The sequence below is a fragment of the Microbacterium meiriae genome, from assembly GCF_040686935.1.
GTDB lineage: Bacteria > Actinomycetota > Actinomycetes > Actinomycetales > Microbacteriaceae > Microbacterium > Microbacterium meiriae.
The window spans coordinates 578,547-592,817 of record NZ_JBFBMF010000001.1 but is presented as its reverse complement, the minus strand read 5'-3'; the positions used below and the strand labels follow the sequence as shown (position 1 = coordinate 592,817).

The 14,271-nt window shown below is 70.4% G+C and carries 13 protein-coding genes and 1 tRNA gene; 3 read left to right on the top strand and 11 right to left on the bottom strand.

The features are described from left to right. Positions 1-6 precede the first annotated feature (6 nt). Genes AB0P08_RS02860 through AB0P08_RS02820 form a run of 9 tightly spaced genes read right to left on the bottom strand, consistent with a single transcriptional unit; the run spans position 7 to position 10,645 of the window. Positions 7-1,449 (bottom strand): rhamnulokinase, encoded by a 1,443-nt coding sequence (locus AB0P08_RS02860; RefSeq protein ID WP_363588009.1) that lies wholly within the window; start codon positions 1,447-1,449, stop codon positions 7-9. Beyond that, a complete protein-coding gene (locus AB0P08_RS02855) occupies positions 1,446-3,482 on the bottom strand; it encodes a bifunctional aldolase/short-chain dehydrogenase (RefSeq protein ID WP_363588007.1) in 2,037 nt (678 codons plus the stop codon). Before AB0P08_RS02855 ends, AB0P08_RS02860 begins: the two co-directional genes overlap by 4 nt. Positions 3,483-3,529: 47 nt before the next feature. Then, positions 3,530-4,378, bottom strand: coding sequence for an alpha/beta hydrolase fold domain-containing protein (locus tag AB0P08_RS02850; RefSeq protein ID WP_363588005.1), 849 nt, complete (start codon positions 4,376-4,378; stop codon positions 3,530-3,532). Between the two features lie 4 nt (positions 4,379-4,382). Continuing rightward, positions 4,383-5,549, bottom strand: a complete 1,167-nt coding sequence (rhaI, locus tag AB0P08_RS02845) for an L-rhamnose isomerase (protein ID WP_363588003.1) — start codon at positions 5,547-5,549, stop codon at positions 4,383-4,385. Beyond that, entirely contained in the window at positions 5,546-5,926 is a 381-nt protein-coding gene (locus AB0P08_RS02840) for an L-rhamnose mutarotase (protein WP_187663235.1), read from the bottom strand. Before AB0P08_RS02840 ends, rhaI begins: the two co-directional genes overlap by 4 nt. Positions 5,927-5,983: 57 nt before the next feature. Further along, the gene (rhaS, locus tag AB0P08_RS02835; RefSeq protein ID WP_187663236.1) at positions 5,984-7,015 is read right to left on the bottom strand and encodes a rhamnose ABC transporter substrate-binding protein; all 1,032 of its coding nucleotides are present in this window, start codon (positions 7,013-7,015) and stop codon (positions 5,984-5,986) included. Further along, positions 7,012-8,115, bottom strand: coding sequence for an ABC transporter permease (locus AB0P08_RS02830; protein ID WP_363588001.1), 1,104 nt, complete (start codon positions 8,113-8,115; stop codon positions 7,012-7,014). Before AB0P08_RS02830 ends, rhaS begins: the two co-directional genes overlap by 4 nt. Further along, on the bottom strand, positions 8,112-9,131 hold the full coding sequence (locus AB0P08_RS02825; protein WP_232089176.1) for an ABC transporter permease: 1,020 nt from the start codon (positions 9,129-9,131) through the stop codon (positions 8,112-8,114). Before AB0P08_RS02825 ends, AB0P08_RS02830 begins: the two co-directional genes overlap by 4 nt. Then, positions 9,128-10,645, bottom strand: coding sequence for a sugar ABC transporter ATP-binding protein (locus tag AB0P08_RS02820; RefSeq protein WP_363587999.1), 1,518 nt, complete (start codon positions 10,643-10,645; stop codon positions 9,128-9,130). The genes AB0P08_RS02825 and AB0P08_RS02820 overlap by 4 nt, the downstream gene beginning before the upstream one ends. 148 nt (positions 10,646-10,793) lie before the next feature. On the opposite strand from AB0P08_RS02820, the gene AB0P08_RS02815 reads away from it, so the two are divergent. Beyond that, on the top strand, positions 10,794-11,798 hold the full coding sequence (locus AB0P08_RS02815; RefSeq protein ID WP_363587997.1) for a LacI family DNA-binding transcriptional regulator: 1,005 nt from the start codon (positions 10,794-10,796) through the stop codon (positions 11,796-11,798). Positions 11,799-11,804: 6 nt separating this feature from the next. Here AB0P08_RS02815 and AB0P08_RS02810 read toward each other — a convergent pair whose 3' ends face one another. Further along, positions 11,805-12,512 (bottom strand): ion channel, encoded by a 708-nt coding sequence (locus tag AB0P08_RS02810; RefSeq protein ID WP_363587995.1) that lies wholly within the window; start codon positions 12,510-12,512, stop codon positions 11,805-11,807. Between the two features lie 162 nt (positions 12,513-12,674). On the opposite strand from AB0P08_RS02810, the gene AB0P08_RS02805 reads away from it, so the two are divergent. Further along, positions 12,675-12,763: transfer RNA gene (locus tag AB0P08_RS02805), tRNA-Ser, on the top strand. Positions 12,764-12,836: 73 nt separating this feature from the next. Here the strand turns inward: AB0P08_RS02805 and AB0P08_RS02800 are convergent. Then, positions 12,837-13,322: a MarR family winged helix-turn-helix transcriptional regulator gene (locus AB0P08_RS02800; RefSeq protein ID WP_363444684.1), complete on the bottom strand. Its 486-nt coding sequence runs from the start codon at positions 13,320-13,322 to the stop codon at positions 12,837-12,839. Positions 13,323-13,438: 116 nt separating this feature from the next. Between AB0P08_RS02800 and AB0P08_RS02795 the strand changes: the two genes are divergently transcribed. After that, positions 13,439-14,230, top strand: a complete 792-nt coding sequence (locus tag AB0P08_RS02795; RefSeq protein ID WP_363587993.1) for an SDR family NAD(P)-dependent oxidoreductase — start codon at positions 13,439-13,441, stop codon at positions 14,228-14,230. Positions 14,231-14,271 lie beyond the last annotated feature (41 nt).

The window sequence follows — 14,271 nt, the reverse complement described above, 5'->3', positions numbered from 1 at the left end:
CGGGGCTCAGGAGCTCCGCGGGCGATAGGCCGCCGGCGGATGCGTCGCGGCGACGAGGGCGCGAAGCTCCGAGAGCTCGGCCGGCGCCGCGCCCAGAGCCCGCGCCTGGACGAGGACGTTGCCGAGGGCGGTCGCCTCGACAGGCCCTGCCAGGACGGGAAGCCCGGTGCGGTCCGCCGTCGCCTGACACAGCAGCCGGTTGAGAGACCCGCCGCCGACAAGGTGGACGACGTCGAGAGACTGCCCGGAGAGCCGGCCCGCCGTGCGGACCGCGTCGGCGAACGCGGCGGCGATGCTCTCCACGACAAGCCGCACGAACGCCGGACGATCGGTGGGCGCGACGGCACCGTGTGCGTGCAGGAGGCCAGCGATACGCGTCGGCATGTCCCCGGGGGCCGACAGCGAGGGGTCGTTCGCGTCGAACACGGCGGAGGGCGGCGCCGTGGCGGCCGCCTGGTCGAGAAGCCCGGACAGGTCGATGGCCTTGCCGTCTTCGCTCTCCCACGCGCGCACGGTCTCGCTGAGGAGCCAGAGACCGGTCACGTTGTGGAGGACGCGGAACCGATCGTCCACACCGCGTTCGTTGGTGAAGTTCGCTTCCCTGGCCGCGTCCGTGAGGATCGGCTGAGCGTGCTCCACACCGACCAGCCCCCAGGTGCCGCAGGAGATGTACGTGGCGCGGGGCGATGTCATCGGAACGGCGGCCACCGCCGACGCGGTGTCGTGCGAACCGACCGCGATCACCGGCAGATCGGCGCCGATGCGCTCTGCCACCTCCGGGCGCAGCCGGCCGATGACCGTGCCGGGATCGACGAGGTCCGCGAGGAGGGATGCGTCGATCCCGAGACGGGTCGCGAGCGCCACATCCCAGGTGCCCGACTCCACGTCCAGCAGGCCTGTCGTCGAGGCGTTGGTCCGTTCGGCGACGCGGGCACCGGTGAGGAGGAAGGCGAGGAGGTCCGGGATGAGGAGCGCGGTATCGGCGTCGTGCCGGAGCTCGTCCGCCCGAAGTTGGTAGAGCGTGTTGAACGGAAGGAACTGCAGGCCGTTGCGGGCGTGGAGCTCCTCGAACGGGACCAGGGCGTGGACCTCGTCCACGCCGCCGGCGGTGCGGTCGTCGCGGTAGTGGAACGGCTCGGCGAGCAGCTCACCGGCACGCAGGAGGCCGTAGTCGACCGCCCACGAGTCGATGCCGATGGACTCGATGTGCGGTTCCCGGCGCACCGCTTCCGCGAGGCCGTCGAGGACATGGGCGACGAGGGCGTCGAAGTCCCAGTGCAGACCGTCGGCGCGGGTCACCGGTCCGTTCGGGAACCGCGACACGGGCTCGAGCTCCAGGACGCCCGGCCCCACTCGGCCGATCATCACCCGACCGCTCGTGGCGCCGAGATCCACCGCCGCGACCGCACGGACGTGCCGTACGGTCGCGGGCGAGCGGTCGTCGGTCATCGCAGGAACGCCGCGGCGACGCCGGAGTCGACGGGGATGTGCAGACCGGTGGTGCGGCTCAGCTCCGGGCCGGTCAGCACATAGACGGCGTCCGCGACGTTCTCCGGCACGACTTCGCGCTTGAGGATCGTGCGGTCGGCGTAGAACTGGCCGAGGTCCTCCTCCTTGACGCCGTACGTGGCCGCCCGGTTCGCTCCCCAGCCGGAGGCGAAGATCCCGGACCCGCGGACCACGCCGTCGGGGTTGATGCCGTTGACCCGGATGCCGTGCGCGCCGAGCTCCACGGCGAGCAGCCGCACCTGGTGCGCCTGGTCGGCCTTCGTCGCCGAGTACGCGATGTTGTTCGGGCCGGCGAAGACGGAGTTCTTGGAGGAGATGTAGATGATGTCGCCGCCGAGTCCCTGGTCGATGAGCACCCGAGCCGCCGCCTGCGAGACGAGGAACGAGCCTTTCGCCATCACGTCGTGCTGGAGATCCCAGTCCTTCTCGGTCGTCTCCAGCAGAGGCTTCGACAGCGAGAGGCCGGCGTTGTTCACGACGAGGTCGAGGCCGCCGAACGCGAGCACCGCCTGGTCGATCGCGGCCTGCACCGCATCGGCGTCGGCGACGTTCGCGGCCACGCCGATCGCCACGTCGTCGTTCCCGAGCTCGGCGGCCGCGGCCCTGGCCTTGTCCAGGTCCAGGTCGGCGACGACCACGCAGGCGCCCTCCGCGGCGAGGCGGGTCGCGATGGCCTTGCCGATCCCGCTCGCGGCACCGGTGACGAGGGCGATGCGGCCCTGGTGGGACTTCGGCTTCGGCATGCGCTGCAGCTTCGCCTCCTCCAGCGCCCAGTACTCGATGCGGAACTTCTCGGCGTCGGAGATGGGGGAATACGTGGACAGCGCCTCGGCACCGCGCATGACGTTGATGGCGTTCACGTAGAACTCACCGGCGACCCGAGCGGTCTGCTTGTTCGCCCCGTAGGAGAACATGCCGACGCCGGGCACGAGGACGATCAGCGGATCCGCGCCGCGGATCGCGGGCGACTCGGCCGTGGCGTGGGCGTCGTAGTAGGCCTGGTAGTCGGCGCGGTAGGCGGCGTGGAGCTCCCGCAGCCGTGCCGTCTGCTCCTCTACGGTCGCCGTGACAGGGAGGTCGAGGAGGAGCGGCTTGACCTTGGTGCGCAGGAAGTGATCGGGGCAGCTCGTGCCGAGGGCGGCGAGGGCCGGGGCCTTCTCGGAGGCGAGGAAGTCGAGGACCACGTCGCTGTCGGTGAAGTGACCGACCATCGGCTTGTCCGTCGACGCGAGCCCGCGGATGGTTCCGGCGAGGGCGGCCGCCCGCGCGCGGCGCTCCGGCTCCGGCAGGGCCTCGAAGCCCGAGCGCGTGCTGCCGAACGGTGCGGGAGACCCGTGCTCCGCGATGTACGCGGCGGCGGTGTCGATCATCCACAGGGAGTTCGCCTCCGCCTCCTCCGAGGTGTCGCCCCACGCCGTGATGCCGTGGCCGCCGAGGATCGTGCCGATGGCCTGCGGGTTCGCGGCCTTGATCTGCGCGATGTCCAGTCCGAGCTGGAAGCCGGGGCGGCGCCACGGCACCCAGACGACCCGGTCGCCGAAGATCTTCTTCGTGAGCTCCTCGCCGTCGGCGGCGGTGGCGATCGCGATGCCCGAGTCGGGGTGGAGGTGGTCCACGTGCGGGGCGTCGACCAGGCCGTGCATCGCGGTGTCGATCGAGGGGGCGGCGCCGCCCTTGCCGTGGAGGCAGTAGTCGAACGCGGCGACCATCTCGTCCTCCCGCTCGACGCCCGGATAGACGTCGACGAGCGCGCGCATGCGGTCGAGACGGAGGACGGCGAGGCCGCTCTCGGTGAGCGTGCCGAGGTCCCCGCCCGACCCCTTGACCCAGAGGAGCTCGACGGGCTGCCCGGTCACGGGGTCGATCTCGGTGCCCTTGGCGGACGTGTTGCCGCCGGCGTAGTTCGTGTTCTTGGGGTCGGCGCCCAGGCGGTTGCTCCGCGCGAGTAGTTCGGCGGCGGTGGGGTTCGTCATGCGAGTCCTCGGTTCGTGAGTGAAAATACCCGGTCGGCGCCGGAGAGTCAGGGGAGTTGCAGGATCCGAGCCGCGAACCGATCGATCGTCGCGGCGAACGCGGATTCCTCGGGGCGATTGAGATGGCCGTGGGTGGTGCCCGGCTCGACAGCGACGGCGACCTCGACGCCGGCGGCGGTGAGGGCTCGGGCGAATGTCTCGCCGGACACGCGGAGCTCGTCGGTCTCGTCGTTGACCATGATGGTGGGCGGGAAGGAGACGAGCGCCGCGGATGCTGCGGTGCCGGGGATGGCATAGACGTCCGCCGTCTCGGGGTCGCCGCCGAGGTAGTTCTCATACATGCCACGCACGAAGTCGGGGGTGAACACGTCGGCGGAAGGATCTCCGTCGAGCAGGGCGCGCAGCTTTGGGTCGGGCGCGGCCTGCACCGCTTGCAACGTCGGGTAGGCGAGGACGGCGAGAGCGGGCACGACGCCGCCCTCGTGGGCGAGGCGGAGCGCCGCGCCGGTCGCAAGGTTGCCACCTGCGCTGGCTCCGCCGATCGCCCATCCTCGCGTGGCGACGTCCGACGTGGCGGCCCAGCGGAACGCGGAGACCAGCTCGTCGTGCGGGACGGGGTAGCGTACGCCGCCGCGCTCGGGCGCGCCGAGGCGCGCGGTCCACTCGGGGGTGATCGGGGCGAGAGCGTAGTCCACGCTCACGACCGCGATTCCCCGATCTACGAACGCCCGTGCGACGGCGTCGGCTTCCGGCATGTCAATGTCGCCGCCCGCGAATCCGCCGCCGTGCGCCCAGACCAGGCCGTGGCCGCTCGGCGACTTCGAGGAGTAGACGCGCACACGCAGCGGACCGTGCGGGCCGTCGAGGACGTGGTCGCGGATGTCGTGCGCGGTCATCGGCTCAGGCCCCCCAGCCGGCCTGCACGCCGCCCACGCGCTCCTCCGCGATCCGCTGCCCGTACCCGGAGGCCGCGTAGGCCGCCATCGGGTCGGCGGGGAGACCCCGTCCCTCTCGCCATTCGGCCAGCGCCGGACGGACGTCGGTGGAGAAGGCGTCCATGAAGACGGCGTGCGCCGTCAGCACGTCCCCGCTGCGCTGAGCGGTCGTCAGGGCTTCGCGGTCGACGAGCAGCGCACGCGCTGTCATCTCCTGCACGTTCAGCACGGAGCGGATCTGTCCGGGGATCTTGTCCTCGATGTTGTGGCACTGGTCCAGCATGAACGCGACGTCGGGGTTGTTCAGCCCTCCGCCCCGGATCACCTCGAACAGGATCCGGAACAGCTGGAACGGGTCGGCGGCGCCCACGATGAGGTCGTCGTCCGCGTAGAAGCGGGAGTTGAAGTCGAACGAGCCGAGCTTCCCGAGGCGCAGCAGCTGCATGACGATGAACTCGATGTTGGTGCCCGGCGCGTGGTGACCGGTGTCGAGGCAGACCATCGCCTTGTCACCGAGGGCGGTCACCTGCACGTAGGACGTCCCCCAGTCCGGCACGTCGGTGTGGTAGAACGCCGGCTCGAAGAACTTGTACTCGAGCACGAGGCGCTGGTGGTCGCCGAGGCGCGCGTAGATCTGCTGCAGAGAATCGTGCAGCCGATCCTGCCGCCCGCGCAGATCCGCTTGCCCGGGATAGTTCGACCCCTCCGCGAGCCAGATCTTCAGGTCGCGGCTGCCGGTCGCGTCCATGACGTCGATGCAGGCCAGGTGGTGATCGATGGCCTTGCGGCGGACGGCCGCATCCTCGTGGGTGAGGGCGCCGAACTTGTAGTCATCGTCCTGGAAGGTGTTGGAGTTCACCGTGCCGAGGGAGACGCCGTGGTCCTCGGCGTGACGTCGCAGGTCGTCGAACGAGTCGACGAGGTCCCACGGGATGTGCAGCGCCACGGTCGGGGCGAGCCCGGTGTGGGCGTGGACCTGCGCGGCGTCCGCGATCTTCTCGTGCGGGTCGCGGGGCGTGCCGGGAGTGCTGAACACCTTGAACCGGGTCCCGGAGTTGCCGAACGCCCAGCTGGGCAGCTCGATGCTCTGCTTCTCGAGCGCGGCGAGGATGTCGGGGGTGAAGATGCTCACGATGCACGGCCTTCGTTGTCGGTGGCGGGTGTGGCGCTCTCGCCGGCGGCGGCGAGCTGGTCTTCGAGGTGGAACACCTCGGTGAGAGGGGTGGCGGCCTGATCGGGACGGCCGTCGAGGTCGAGGAAGAAGGGGGCCATCTCGGCTTCCCAGCGTGCGGCGACGGGGGAGGCGGCGAGGTAGGCCTGCGCGGCCGCATCGTCATCGGTCTCGTAGTAGCCGAAGAGCACGCCGCCGGCACCGAGGAAGAGGCTGTAGTCGCGCCGGCCGGCGGCCGCGATCTCGCGGAGCATCTCGGGACGCACCGGCGTGTGGCGGGCGAGGTACTCGGACAGCAGCTCGGGCTTCACCTGGAGCTGGAAGGCGACGCGGGTCATGCGATTCCTCTCGGAGGTCCGGCCGGCGCCCGCGGGGAGCGCCGGCCGGAGGGCGACTCAGAAGTCGAAGTCGCCGATGTTGTCGGCGTCGAACACGAACGGGTCGCCCAGCAGGACGACGCCGTCGGCGCCGACGGTGTACTCGCCGAGGTCGCCGGCCTCGAAGGTGTCGCCTTCCTCACCGGTGATGTCACCCGCGATCAGGGCCTGCGCGGCGTAGGCGGCCAGGTAGCCGAGGTCGGCCGGGTTCCACAGCGCGAAGGCGGTGACGGTGCCGTCCTCCACGTACTCGCGCATCTGGTTGGGCGTGCCGAGGCCGGTCAGCGCGACCTGGCCCTTGAAGTCGGACGTCGACAGGTAGCGCGCCGCGGCGGCGATGCCGACCGTGGTGGGCGAGACGATGCCCTTTAGGTCGGGGTGGGTCTGCAGCAGCGCGGCCGTCTTGTCGAACGACGTCTGGTCGTCATCGTCGCCGTAGACCGTCTCCACGATCGTGATGTCGGGGTACTCGCTGGCGACGTACTCCTCCATCAGCTCGATCCAGGCGTTCTGGTTCGTGGCGTTGGCCGAGGCGGAGAGGATGGCGATCTCCCCGGCGCCGCCGATCTGCTCGGCGATGAGGTCGATCTGCACCTTCGCGATGCCTTCGGAGTCGGCCTGGTTGATGAACAGGTCGCGGCAGTCGGTGTTGGTGTCGGAGTCGAAGGTGACGACCTTGACGCCGGCGTCCCTGGCCTCGTTCAACGCGTCGCAGATGGCCTGCGGGTCGTTGGCCGAGACGACGAGGGCGCCGACTCCCTGCTGCGTGGCCGTGTTGATGTAGCTGACCTGAGCGTCGGGCGTGGCCTCGGCCGGGCCGACCTCGGAGAACGTGCCGCCGAACTCCTCGACGGCCTTCTTGCCGCCCTCACTGGACGTGTCGAAGTACGGGTTGCCGAGGTTCTTGGGCAGGAAGGTGATCGAGGCGTCCGACCCGTCGCCGCCGCCGTCTCCTCCGCCGTCGGTGGAGCCGGCGCAGCCGGTGAGTGCGACCGCCGCCGCCACCGCGAGGGCGGCGAAGGCGGTGACACGCTTGCGTGCAAACGTCATTGTTCGTTCCTTTCGTCGGGAGATGCCGCGGATGCGGCGTCCATCGGTGCCTTCGTCGCTGTGGCGGCACCGGCGGGGGGTCTGCCCGGTCGGCGGCGTGCCTTCTGCAGCCAGGCCAGGAAGCTTGCGGCCACCACCGAGATCACGAGGAGCGTGCCGGTGATGATGTTGATGACGTCGGAGGTGACGTTCACCAGGCGGAGTGCACTCGCGAGCGCTCCGATGAGGAAGGCGGCGGCGATGACGCCGTAGATCTTGCCGCGACCGCCGAACACCGACACGCCGCCGAGCACGACGGCCGCGATGACCTGGAGCTCGAGGCCGGTGGCGTTGTCGCCGCGGGCGCTGCCGTAGCGGAGCGTGTAGAAGATGCCGGCGAAGGCGGCGACCGCACCGGAGAGCACGAACAGGACCAGCTTCGTGCGCTCGACGTGCACACCGGAGAAGTGGGCCGCGTCCTTCGACAGACCGATCGCGTACACCCCGCGGCCGAACGGCGTGAAGTGCAGCAGGACCGAGAAGACCGCGACGAGCACGAGGAACGGGATCGTGATGACGGGGATGGGGGTCCCGGCGATCTTCGCCTTGGCGAGAGCCGTCCACAACTCCGGGAAGTCGGTGACGGCCGCCGTGCCGAGCAGCCCGACGGCGAGGCCGCGAAAGAGCGCGAGTGTGCCGATCGTGACGGCGAGGGATGGCAGGCCGACCACGGTCACGAGGAAGCCGTTGAACGCTCCGCCGACCACGCCCACGACGAGGGCGGCCAGGGCTGCGAGCTCGAACGGGATCCCGGCCTGCACCAGAGCGCCGGTGACGACGCTGGACAGCCCGACCATGCTGCCCACCGAGAGGTCGATCTCGCCGGTGATCATGATGAGGGTCATCGGCAGGGCGATCAGCAGGATCGGGGCGATGTCGAGCAGCAGGTAGGTCAGCGTGATGGGCTGTCCGAACCCGCGGATGCTGGACGCCGAGACGATCGCGACGAGCAGGAGCAGACCCACGATCGCGGCCTCGCGGGTGAGCAGGAGGCGACGCCACAGGGGCTTGTCGTAGTCGCGGATGACGCGGGTGGTCGCGGTGGCGGTCGCGGTGGTCATGATTCGTCCCTCGCCTCGATGAGCCGCCGTCTCTGCCGCACCGCGAGCACGCGGTCGAGCACGATGGCGCCGATGATGAGCAGGCCGACGACGGCACGCTGCCAGAAGTCGGGGATGCCGAGGATCGGCAGCGCCCGGTTGATGGTCAGCAGGAGGACGGCGCCGATCGCCGCACCCCAGACCGAGCCGATGCCGCCGGTGATCGCGACGCCGCCGATGACGGCCGCGCCCACCGCGTCCAGCTCCCATCCCGCTCCCGCCTGGGAGTTGATGGTGCCGTAGCGGGCCGCGTAGAAGACGCCGGCGAGTCCGGCGAGGGCCCCCGACAGGACGAACGCGGTGAGCACGCGGCGGGTGACACGCAGGCCGTACAGCTCGGCCGCCGCCGGGTCGGAGCCGATCGCGTAGAACTCCCGGCCGCCGCGGGTGTTCTTCATGTACCAGGCGGCGACGGCGAGCACGAGGACCGCGACGATCGCGAGGATCGGGATGCCGAGGAGCTGGCCCGTGCCCAGAGCCAGGAAGTCGCGCGGCATGTCGGACGCGTTCACGCGGTCGCTGCCGGTCCACAGCACGTTGATGCCGCGGTAGGCGTAGAGGGTGCCGAGGGTGATGACCATCGCCGGCACCTTGGCGTACGCGACGAGGGCGCCGTTGATGAGGCCGAGGAGGGCGCCGAGCACCACGGCGGCGACCACGACCAGCACGATCGGGATGCCGGGGATGTCGATGAAGAGTCGCCCGGTCAGGTACGCGGTCAGTCCCATCACGGACCCCACGGACAGGTCGACGTTGCGCGTGATGAGGACGATGGCCTGTCCCACCGCGACGAGCACGAGGATCGAGGGCGTCAGCAGCAGGTCGCGCCAGCCGTCGGCGCTGAACAAGAACTTGGGGTTGTTGAGGGTCGCGGCGGTCACCACGAGCACGAGGGCCAGGAGGATGCCGAACTCGCGGGCTCTGCCGAGACCGGAGATGCGCTTGGTGAGCGCGGAGACGGGGATGGCGGTGGTCACGAGCTGAGCTCCGATGCGTGCGTCGCGGCGAACATGACGTTCTCGGAGGTGGCCTCCGAGCGGGGGATCTCGGCCGTGATGCGACCCTCGCGCATCACGAGCACGCGGTCGGCCATGCCGAGGACCTCGGGCAGCTCGGACGAGATCATCAGGATCCCCATGCCCTGACCGGCGAGCTGGGACAGCAGACGGTGCACCTCGGACTTGGTGCCGACGTCGATGCCGCGGGTGGGCTCGTCGATGAGGAGCACCTGCGGCTGCGTCGCGAGCCACTTCGCGAGCACGACCTTCTGCTGGTTGCCGCCGGAGAGCGTGGCGGCGACGGTGTCGAGCGCGTGCGTCTTCACCTCCAACCGTGAGGCCCACTCCCGGGCGGCACGGTTCTCCATCGCCGTGGTGAGCAGGCCGAGGCGGGCGAGGCGCCGACGGATCGCGAGGGTGATGTTCCCACCGACGCCGGCTTCGATGACGAGGCCCTGCTTGCGGCGATCCTCGGGGACGAGGGCGAGCCCGGCGCGCATGGCGTCCACCGGGCGCCGGACGCGGATACGGCGCCCCTTCATGTGCACGCTGCCCTCGCGGTACCCGTCCACGCCGAAGACGGCGCGGGCGACCTCGCTGCGTCCGGCGCCGACGAGGCCGGCCAGTCCGACGATCTCGCCGGCGCGGACGGAGAAGGAGATGTCGTGGAAGAGGCCGGGGCTGGTCAGCCCCTCGACCTCGAGCAACGGTTCGCCGATCGTCGCCTCCTGCTTCGGGAACAGCTCGGACACCTCGCGACCCACCATCTGATGGACGAGCTCGTCCACGGTGGTCTCGGCGATGGCGGAGGTCGCGATGTACGCGCCGTCCCGCATGACCGTCACGGTGTCGCAGAGCGCGAACACCTCGTCGAACCGGTGCGAGATGAAGATGAGACCGCGGCCCTCGTCGCGCAGGCTCCGGGCGATCGCGAACAGACGCTCCACCTCGACGCCGGACAGTGCCGCGGTGGGCTCGTCCATGATGAGCAGCGTGGCGTCGAGGGAGACGGCCTTGGCGATCTCGATGACCTGCTGGTCGGCGATCGACAGGCCCTCGGCGGGACGGTCGGGGTCGATTGTGACGCCGAGGCGGGTGAAGAGGCGCTCGACCTCGTGGCGCATGGCCTTGCGATCGATCCGTCCGAACCGCCCGACCGGCTGGCGGCCCATGAAGATGTTCTCGGTGACGGAGAGGTCGGGGAAGAGCGTCGGCTCCTGGTAGATCACCGCGACGCCCGCGGCCTTCGACTGCGCAGTCGAGGTGAAGTCGACGTCCTCGCCGCGGAAGCGGAAGACTCCGCCGTCGCGCTGGTAGAGACCGGCGACGATCTTCACGAGGGTCGACTTGCCGGCACCGTTCTCGCCGACGAGCGCATGGATGGAACCGGGGTGGACGGCGATGGTGCCGGAGCGCAGGGCGATCACCGACCCGAAGGCCTTCTGGACGTCGGCGAGCTCGAGCACGGGCGCCGTCGTGGGTGAGGACATCATTTCTCTCTCCATTGAGGGAATGAATCGTTTCAAACCCTGATGGAGTTGAGACTAGGGGCTGTGTTGACGCGTGTCAATACGGCGTGAGAGTCTGAGGCGATCCCCGCGGATGAGTCGTTTCAGCGGCGGGAACCGGAGGGAGGGCGCGATGGCCGTCAGTGTGCGGGAGGTCGCCGAGGACGCGGGTGTCTCCGTCGGGACCGTGTCGAACGTGCTCAACCGGCCGGAGAAGGTGGCCGCAGAGACCGTCACTCGCGTACAGGCGTCCATCGACCGTCTCGGGTTCGTGCGCAACGACGCGGCGCGGCAGCTCCGTGCCGGGCGCAGCCGCACGATCGGGCTCGTCGTGCTCGACATCCGGAACCCGTTCTTCGCCGAGGTGATCCGCGGGGCCGAGGAGCGCGCCGACCAGCACGGACTCTCCGTCCTCGTCGCGAACAGCGACGAGAAGCAGGACCGCGAGGCGATGCACCTGGACCTCTTCGAGGAGCAGCGGGTGACGGGTGTGCTCGTCACCCCGGTGGCGGAGTCACTGCCGCGGCTGGTGCGGATGCATGAGCGCGGTACGCACGCCGTCCTCGTCGACCGGGAATCGCAGGATGAGCGGTTCGCCTCCGTCGCCGTCGACGACGTCGAGGGCGGACGCATCGCGACGGAGCACCTGCTCGCGGTCGGCCGTCGCCGGATCGCCTTCGTCGGCGGCCCGGTCGCGCTGCGCCAGGTCTCCGATCGCCTGAGCGGCGCGCAGGCCGCGGCGGCTGCGGCAGGGGTCGGGCTGGAGTTCATCGCGACCTCCGCGCTCACCGTCGAGGAGGGGCGGCGCGCCGGTGCGCAGATCCTCGACCGTGCCGCGGGGGACCGGCCGGACGCCGTCTTCGCGGCGAACGATCTCCTGGCCCTCGGCCTCCTGCAGAGCCTGGTGATGACCGGCGATGCCCGGGTCCCCGAGGACATCGCGCTCGTCGGCTACGACGACATCGACTTCGCCTCGGCCGCCGTGATCCCGCTCAGCTCGGTGCGGCAGCCGGCCGCGCTCATCGGCTCGACCGCCGTCGACCTGCTGCTGCGAGGACAGGACGAGGTGGCGCCGGCGCCGGAGCACGTGCTGTTCCGGCCGGAGCTCGTCGCCCGCCGCTCGACCACCGGGGAGTGACCGCGGTCAGGCCGGCGTCGGCGTGGAGCGCTGGGCGCTGGCGCCCCGCATGATGCGCGCCACGGCGGTGATGAGGAAGAGCTGCCCGGTGATCCCCTCGGCGATGGCCACCGCCTGCACGCCCGATCCGACGGGGACGAGGTTGCCGTAGCCCGTCGTCGTCAGGGCGGTGAACGAGAAGAAGAGCTGATTGCCGAGCGAATCGCTCGCCGCATCGCCGAACAGCGGGGTCGGCAGCAGCAGGGACAGCAGGTTGTAGACGAAGGCGAAGAACATGCCCACGAGGATGTAGGCCGTCACGGCGGCCAGGAGGGCCTCGACGTCGAGGCCTCGGCGGGTGACCTGGTGCGCGATGATGGCCCACGGCGCGACCAGCAGCGCGATCATGGAGGCGGCGGAGAGGGCGACAGCGAGGGCCGGGCTGTACGTGGCGAAGAACGCCGCGAGGAGGGCAGCGATCCCGGCGGCCGAGAGCACGACCCACGACACCCGCTGCACGAGGGCGCGGGCCCTGGTCACGCGGAACACGATCGCGACCGTGACCAGCATCGCCAGGAACGCCCAGGGGCTGGGAACCGTGCCGGGCTGGGCCGCGCACAGTCCGTACGAGACGATGAGGAGGGCGAGCACCGTGGCATAGCCGAGGGCACCGCGCCTCGGGTCGGCCGGGGCGGCGAATCCCGCGCGGACGTGCGCTCCCGATGGCTCGGACATGGCGTCTCCTCTCGCGTCCGCGGGGGCGGGCCCTCGCAACGTGCGGCCAGTATCGCAGGGCGGCCGGCCCGCGCCGGGGAGCGTCCGAGACCGGCGGTTCGTGACCACGCGTCGGACCCGTTATGATGGTGGGGTGCATCCGTGCTCTCGAGCCGGATGCCTGGAGACGTCGCATAGTCCGGCCTAGTGCACCACCCTGCTAAGGTGGAGTCCCCTCACGGGGACCAGGGGTTCAAATCCCCTCGTCTCCGCACGGAGAAGCCCCGACGAGTCCGCTCGCCGGGGCTTTCGTGTTCCCGGACGCGGGCGGGCCCGACGTCCGCGTCACGCCCCCGGCATCCAGGTCGGGTCGGGGGAGAGTGCGGCGGAGATCTTCCGGCTGGCCGCACCGAGCTGCCGCGCCTGCGCCGGTGTGAGGGCATCGAAGACGACGCGGCGGATGAGGGCCTGGTGGGCGGGAGTCGACTCCTCGACCTTCCGATGGCCGGCGTCGGTGAGGATGCCGAGGGTGAAGCGCCCGTCCTCCGCGTCGACTTCGCGTCGGACCCAGCCTTTCGCCTCCAGGCGAGTGATGGCGCGGGAGAGCCGGGACAGCGTGCTGTTCGCGTAGCCGGCGAGGACGCTGAGGCGGAGGGTGCGCTCCGGCGCCGAATCGAGGGCGAAGAGGATCCCGTGCTCGAAGTGGGTGAGCCCGCTGTCCCGCTGCAACTGCGCGTCGAGGGCCGCAGGGAGCCGTTCGAGGAGCGTCGCGAGTGCCGACCAGACGTCCATCTCTTCGGCGTTCAAGGGGGCGGGGGAGAGCGGCGACATTCCTCCACCGTAGCGGTTGAGCTATGCTCGTCGCTTGCTTGGGAAAGTGAACAGCGGCTAGTATGACTTGCTCAGGCAAGTCATGCGGGAGGTCCGCTGAAGCGAGAGGGAGACGGATGGAACTGGGGCTGCGCGGCAAGAGGGCGTTCATCAGCGGGTCGAGCCAGGGGATCGGATATGCGGTCGCGTCCGCTCTCGCTGCCGAGGGGGTCGATGTCGTGATCAACGGTCGTGACGAGGGACGCGTCGACGCGGCGGTCGCCGCCGTGGCCCTCGCGCATCCCGGTGCGGCCGTCTCCGGGATCGCCGCGGACTTCACCGATCCCGACCAGGTGGCCGCGTTGACGGAGAAGCTCGGTCAGGTGGACATCCTCGTCAACAACGTCGGTCTCTTCGGACTCGCCGACTTCGCGGACATCACCGATGAGGACTGGGCGCGCTACTTCGAGGTGAACGTGATGAGCGGAGTGCGCCTCTCCCGGGCTCTCCTGCCGGGGATGCGGGAACGGGGCTGGGGACGCATCGTCTTGGTCAGCAGCGAGTCCGGCGTGAACGTCCCGGCCGACATGGTGCACTACGGCGTGACGAAGGCGGCGGTGATCGCCCTCGGCAACGGGTTGGCCAAGCTCACCCGCGGCACCGGCGTGACGGTCAACACCGTCCTGGGTGGCCCGACCTACTCGGAGGGCGTCGCGGCGAGCGTCGCCGCCGTCGCAGCAGCCCAGTCCGTCTCCGTGGACGTGATGAAAGAGGCGATCATCGGACAGAACACGACCACACTCCTGGAGCGCTTCCTCGATCCGACCGAGGTCGCGGACCTCGTCGTCTACCTCTCCAGCGTCCGGGCCTCCGCGACGAACGGCGCCGCGCTGCGGGCGGATGGGGGCGTGCTGACGGCGATGCTCTGACCCGAGCGCGTCACTCGCCGGGGCCCATGGCTTCCGGTATC

What these genes read in the sequence shown, in the direction of transcription:
- AB0P08_RS02840 (WP_187663235.1), bottom strand. Translation starts at nt 5,926, where the DNA reads ATGACCCGCGTCGCCTTCCAGCTCCAGGTGAAGCCCGAGCTGCTGTCC.
- AB0P08_RS02855 (WP_363588007.1), bottom strand. Translation starts at nt 3,482, where the DNA reads ATGACGAACCCCACCGCCGCCGAACTACTCGCGCGGAGCAACCGCCTG.
- AB0P08_RS02800 (WP_363444684.1), bottom strand. Translation starts at nt 13,322, where the DNA reads ATGTCGCCGCTCTCCCCCGCCCCCTTGAACGCCGAAGAGATGGACGTC.
- AB0P08_RS02820 (WP_363587999.1), bottom strand. Translation starts at nt 10,645, where the DNA reads ATGATGTCCTCACCCACGACGGCGCCCGTGCTCGAGCTCGCCGACGTC.
- AB0P08_RS02810 (WP_363587995.1), bottom strand. Translation starts at nt 12,512, where the DNA reads ATGTCCGAGCCATCGGGAGCGCACGTCCGCGCGGGATTCGCCGCCCCG.
- AB0P08_RS02850 (WP_363588005.1), bottom strand. Translation starts at nt 4,378, where the DNA reads ATGACCGCGCACGACATCCGCGACCACGTCCTCGACGGCCCGCACGGT.
- AB0P08_RS02830 (WP_363588001.1), bottom strand. Translation starts at nt 8,115, where the DNA reads ATGACCACCGCGACCGCCACCGCGACCACCCGCGTCATCCGCGACTAC.
- AB0P08_RS02815 (WP_363587997.1), top strand. Translation starts at nt 10,794, where the DNA reads ATGGCCGTCAGTGTGCGGGAGGTCGCCGAGGACGCGGGTGTCTCCGTC.
- AB0P08_RS02795 (WP_363587993.1), top strand. Translation starts at nt 13,439, where the DNA reads ATGGAACTGGGGCTGCGCGGCAAGAGGGCGTTCATCAGCGGGTCGAGC.
- rhaS (WP_187663236.1), bottom strand. Translation starts at nt 7,015, where the DNA reads ATGACGTTTGCACGCAAGCGTGTCACCGCCTTCGCCGCCCTCGCGGTG.
- AB0P08_RS02860 (WP_363588009.1), bottom strand. Translation starts at nt 1,449, where the DNA reads ATGACCGACGACCGCTCGCCCGCGACCGTACGGCACGTCCGTGCGGTC.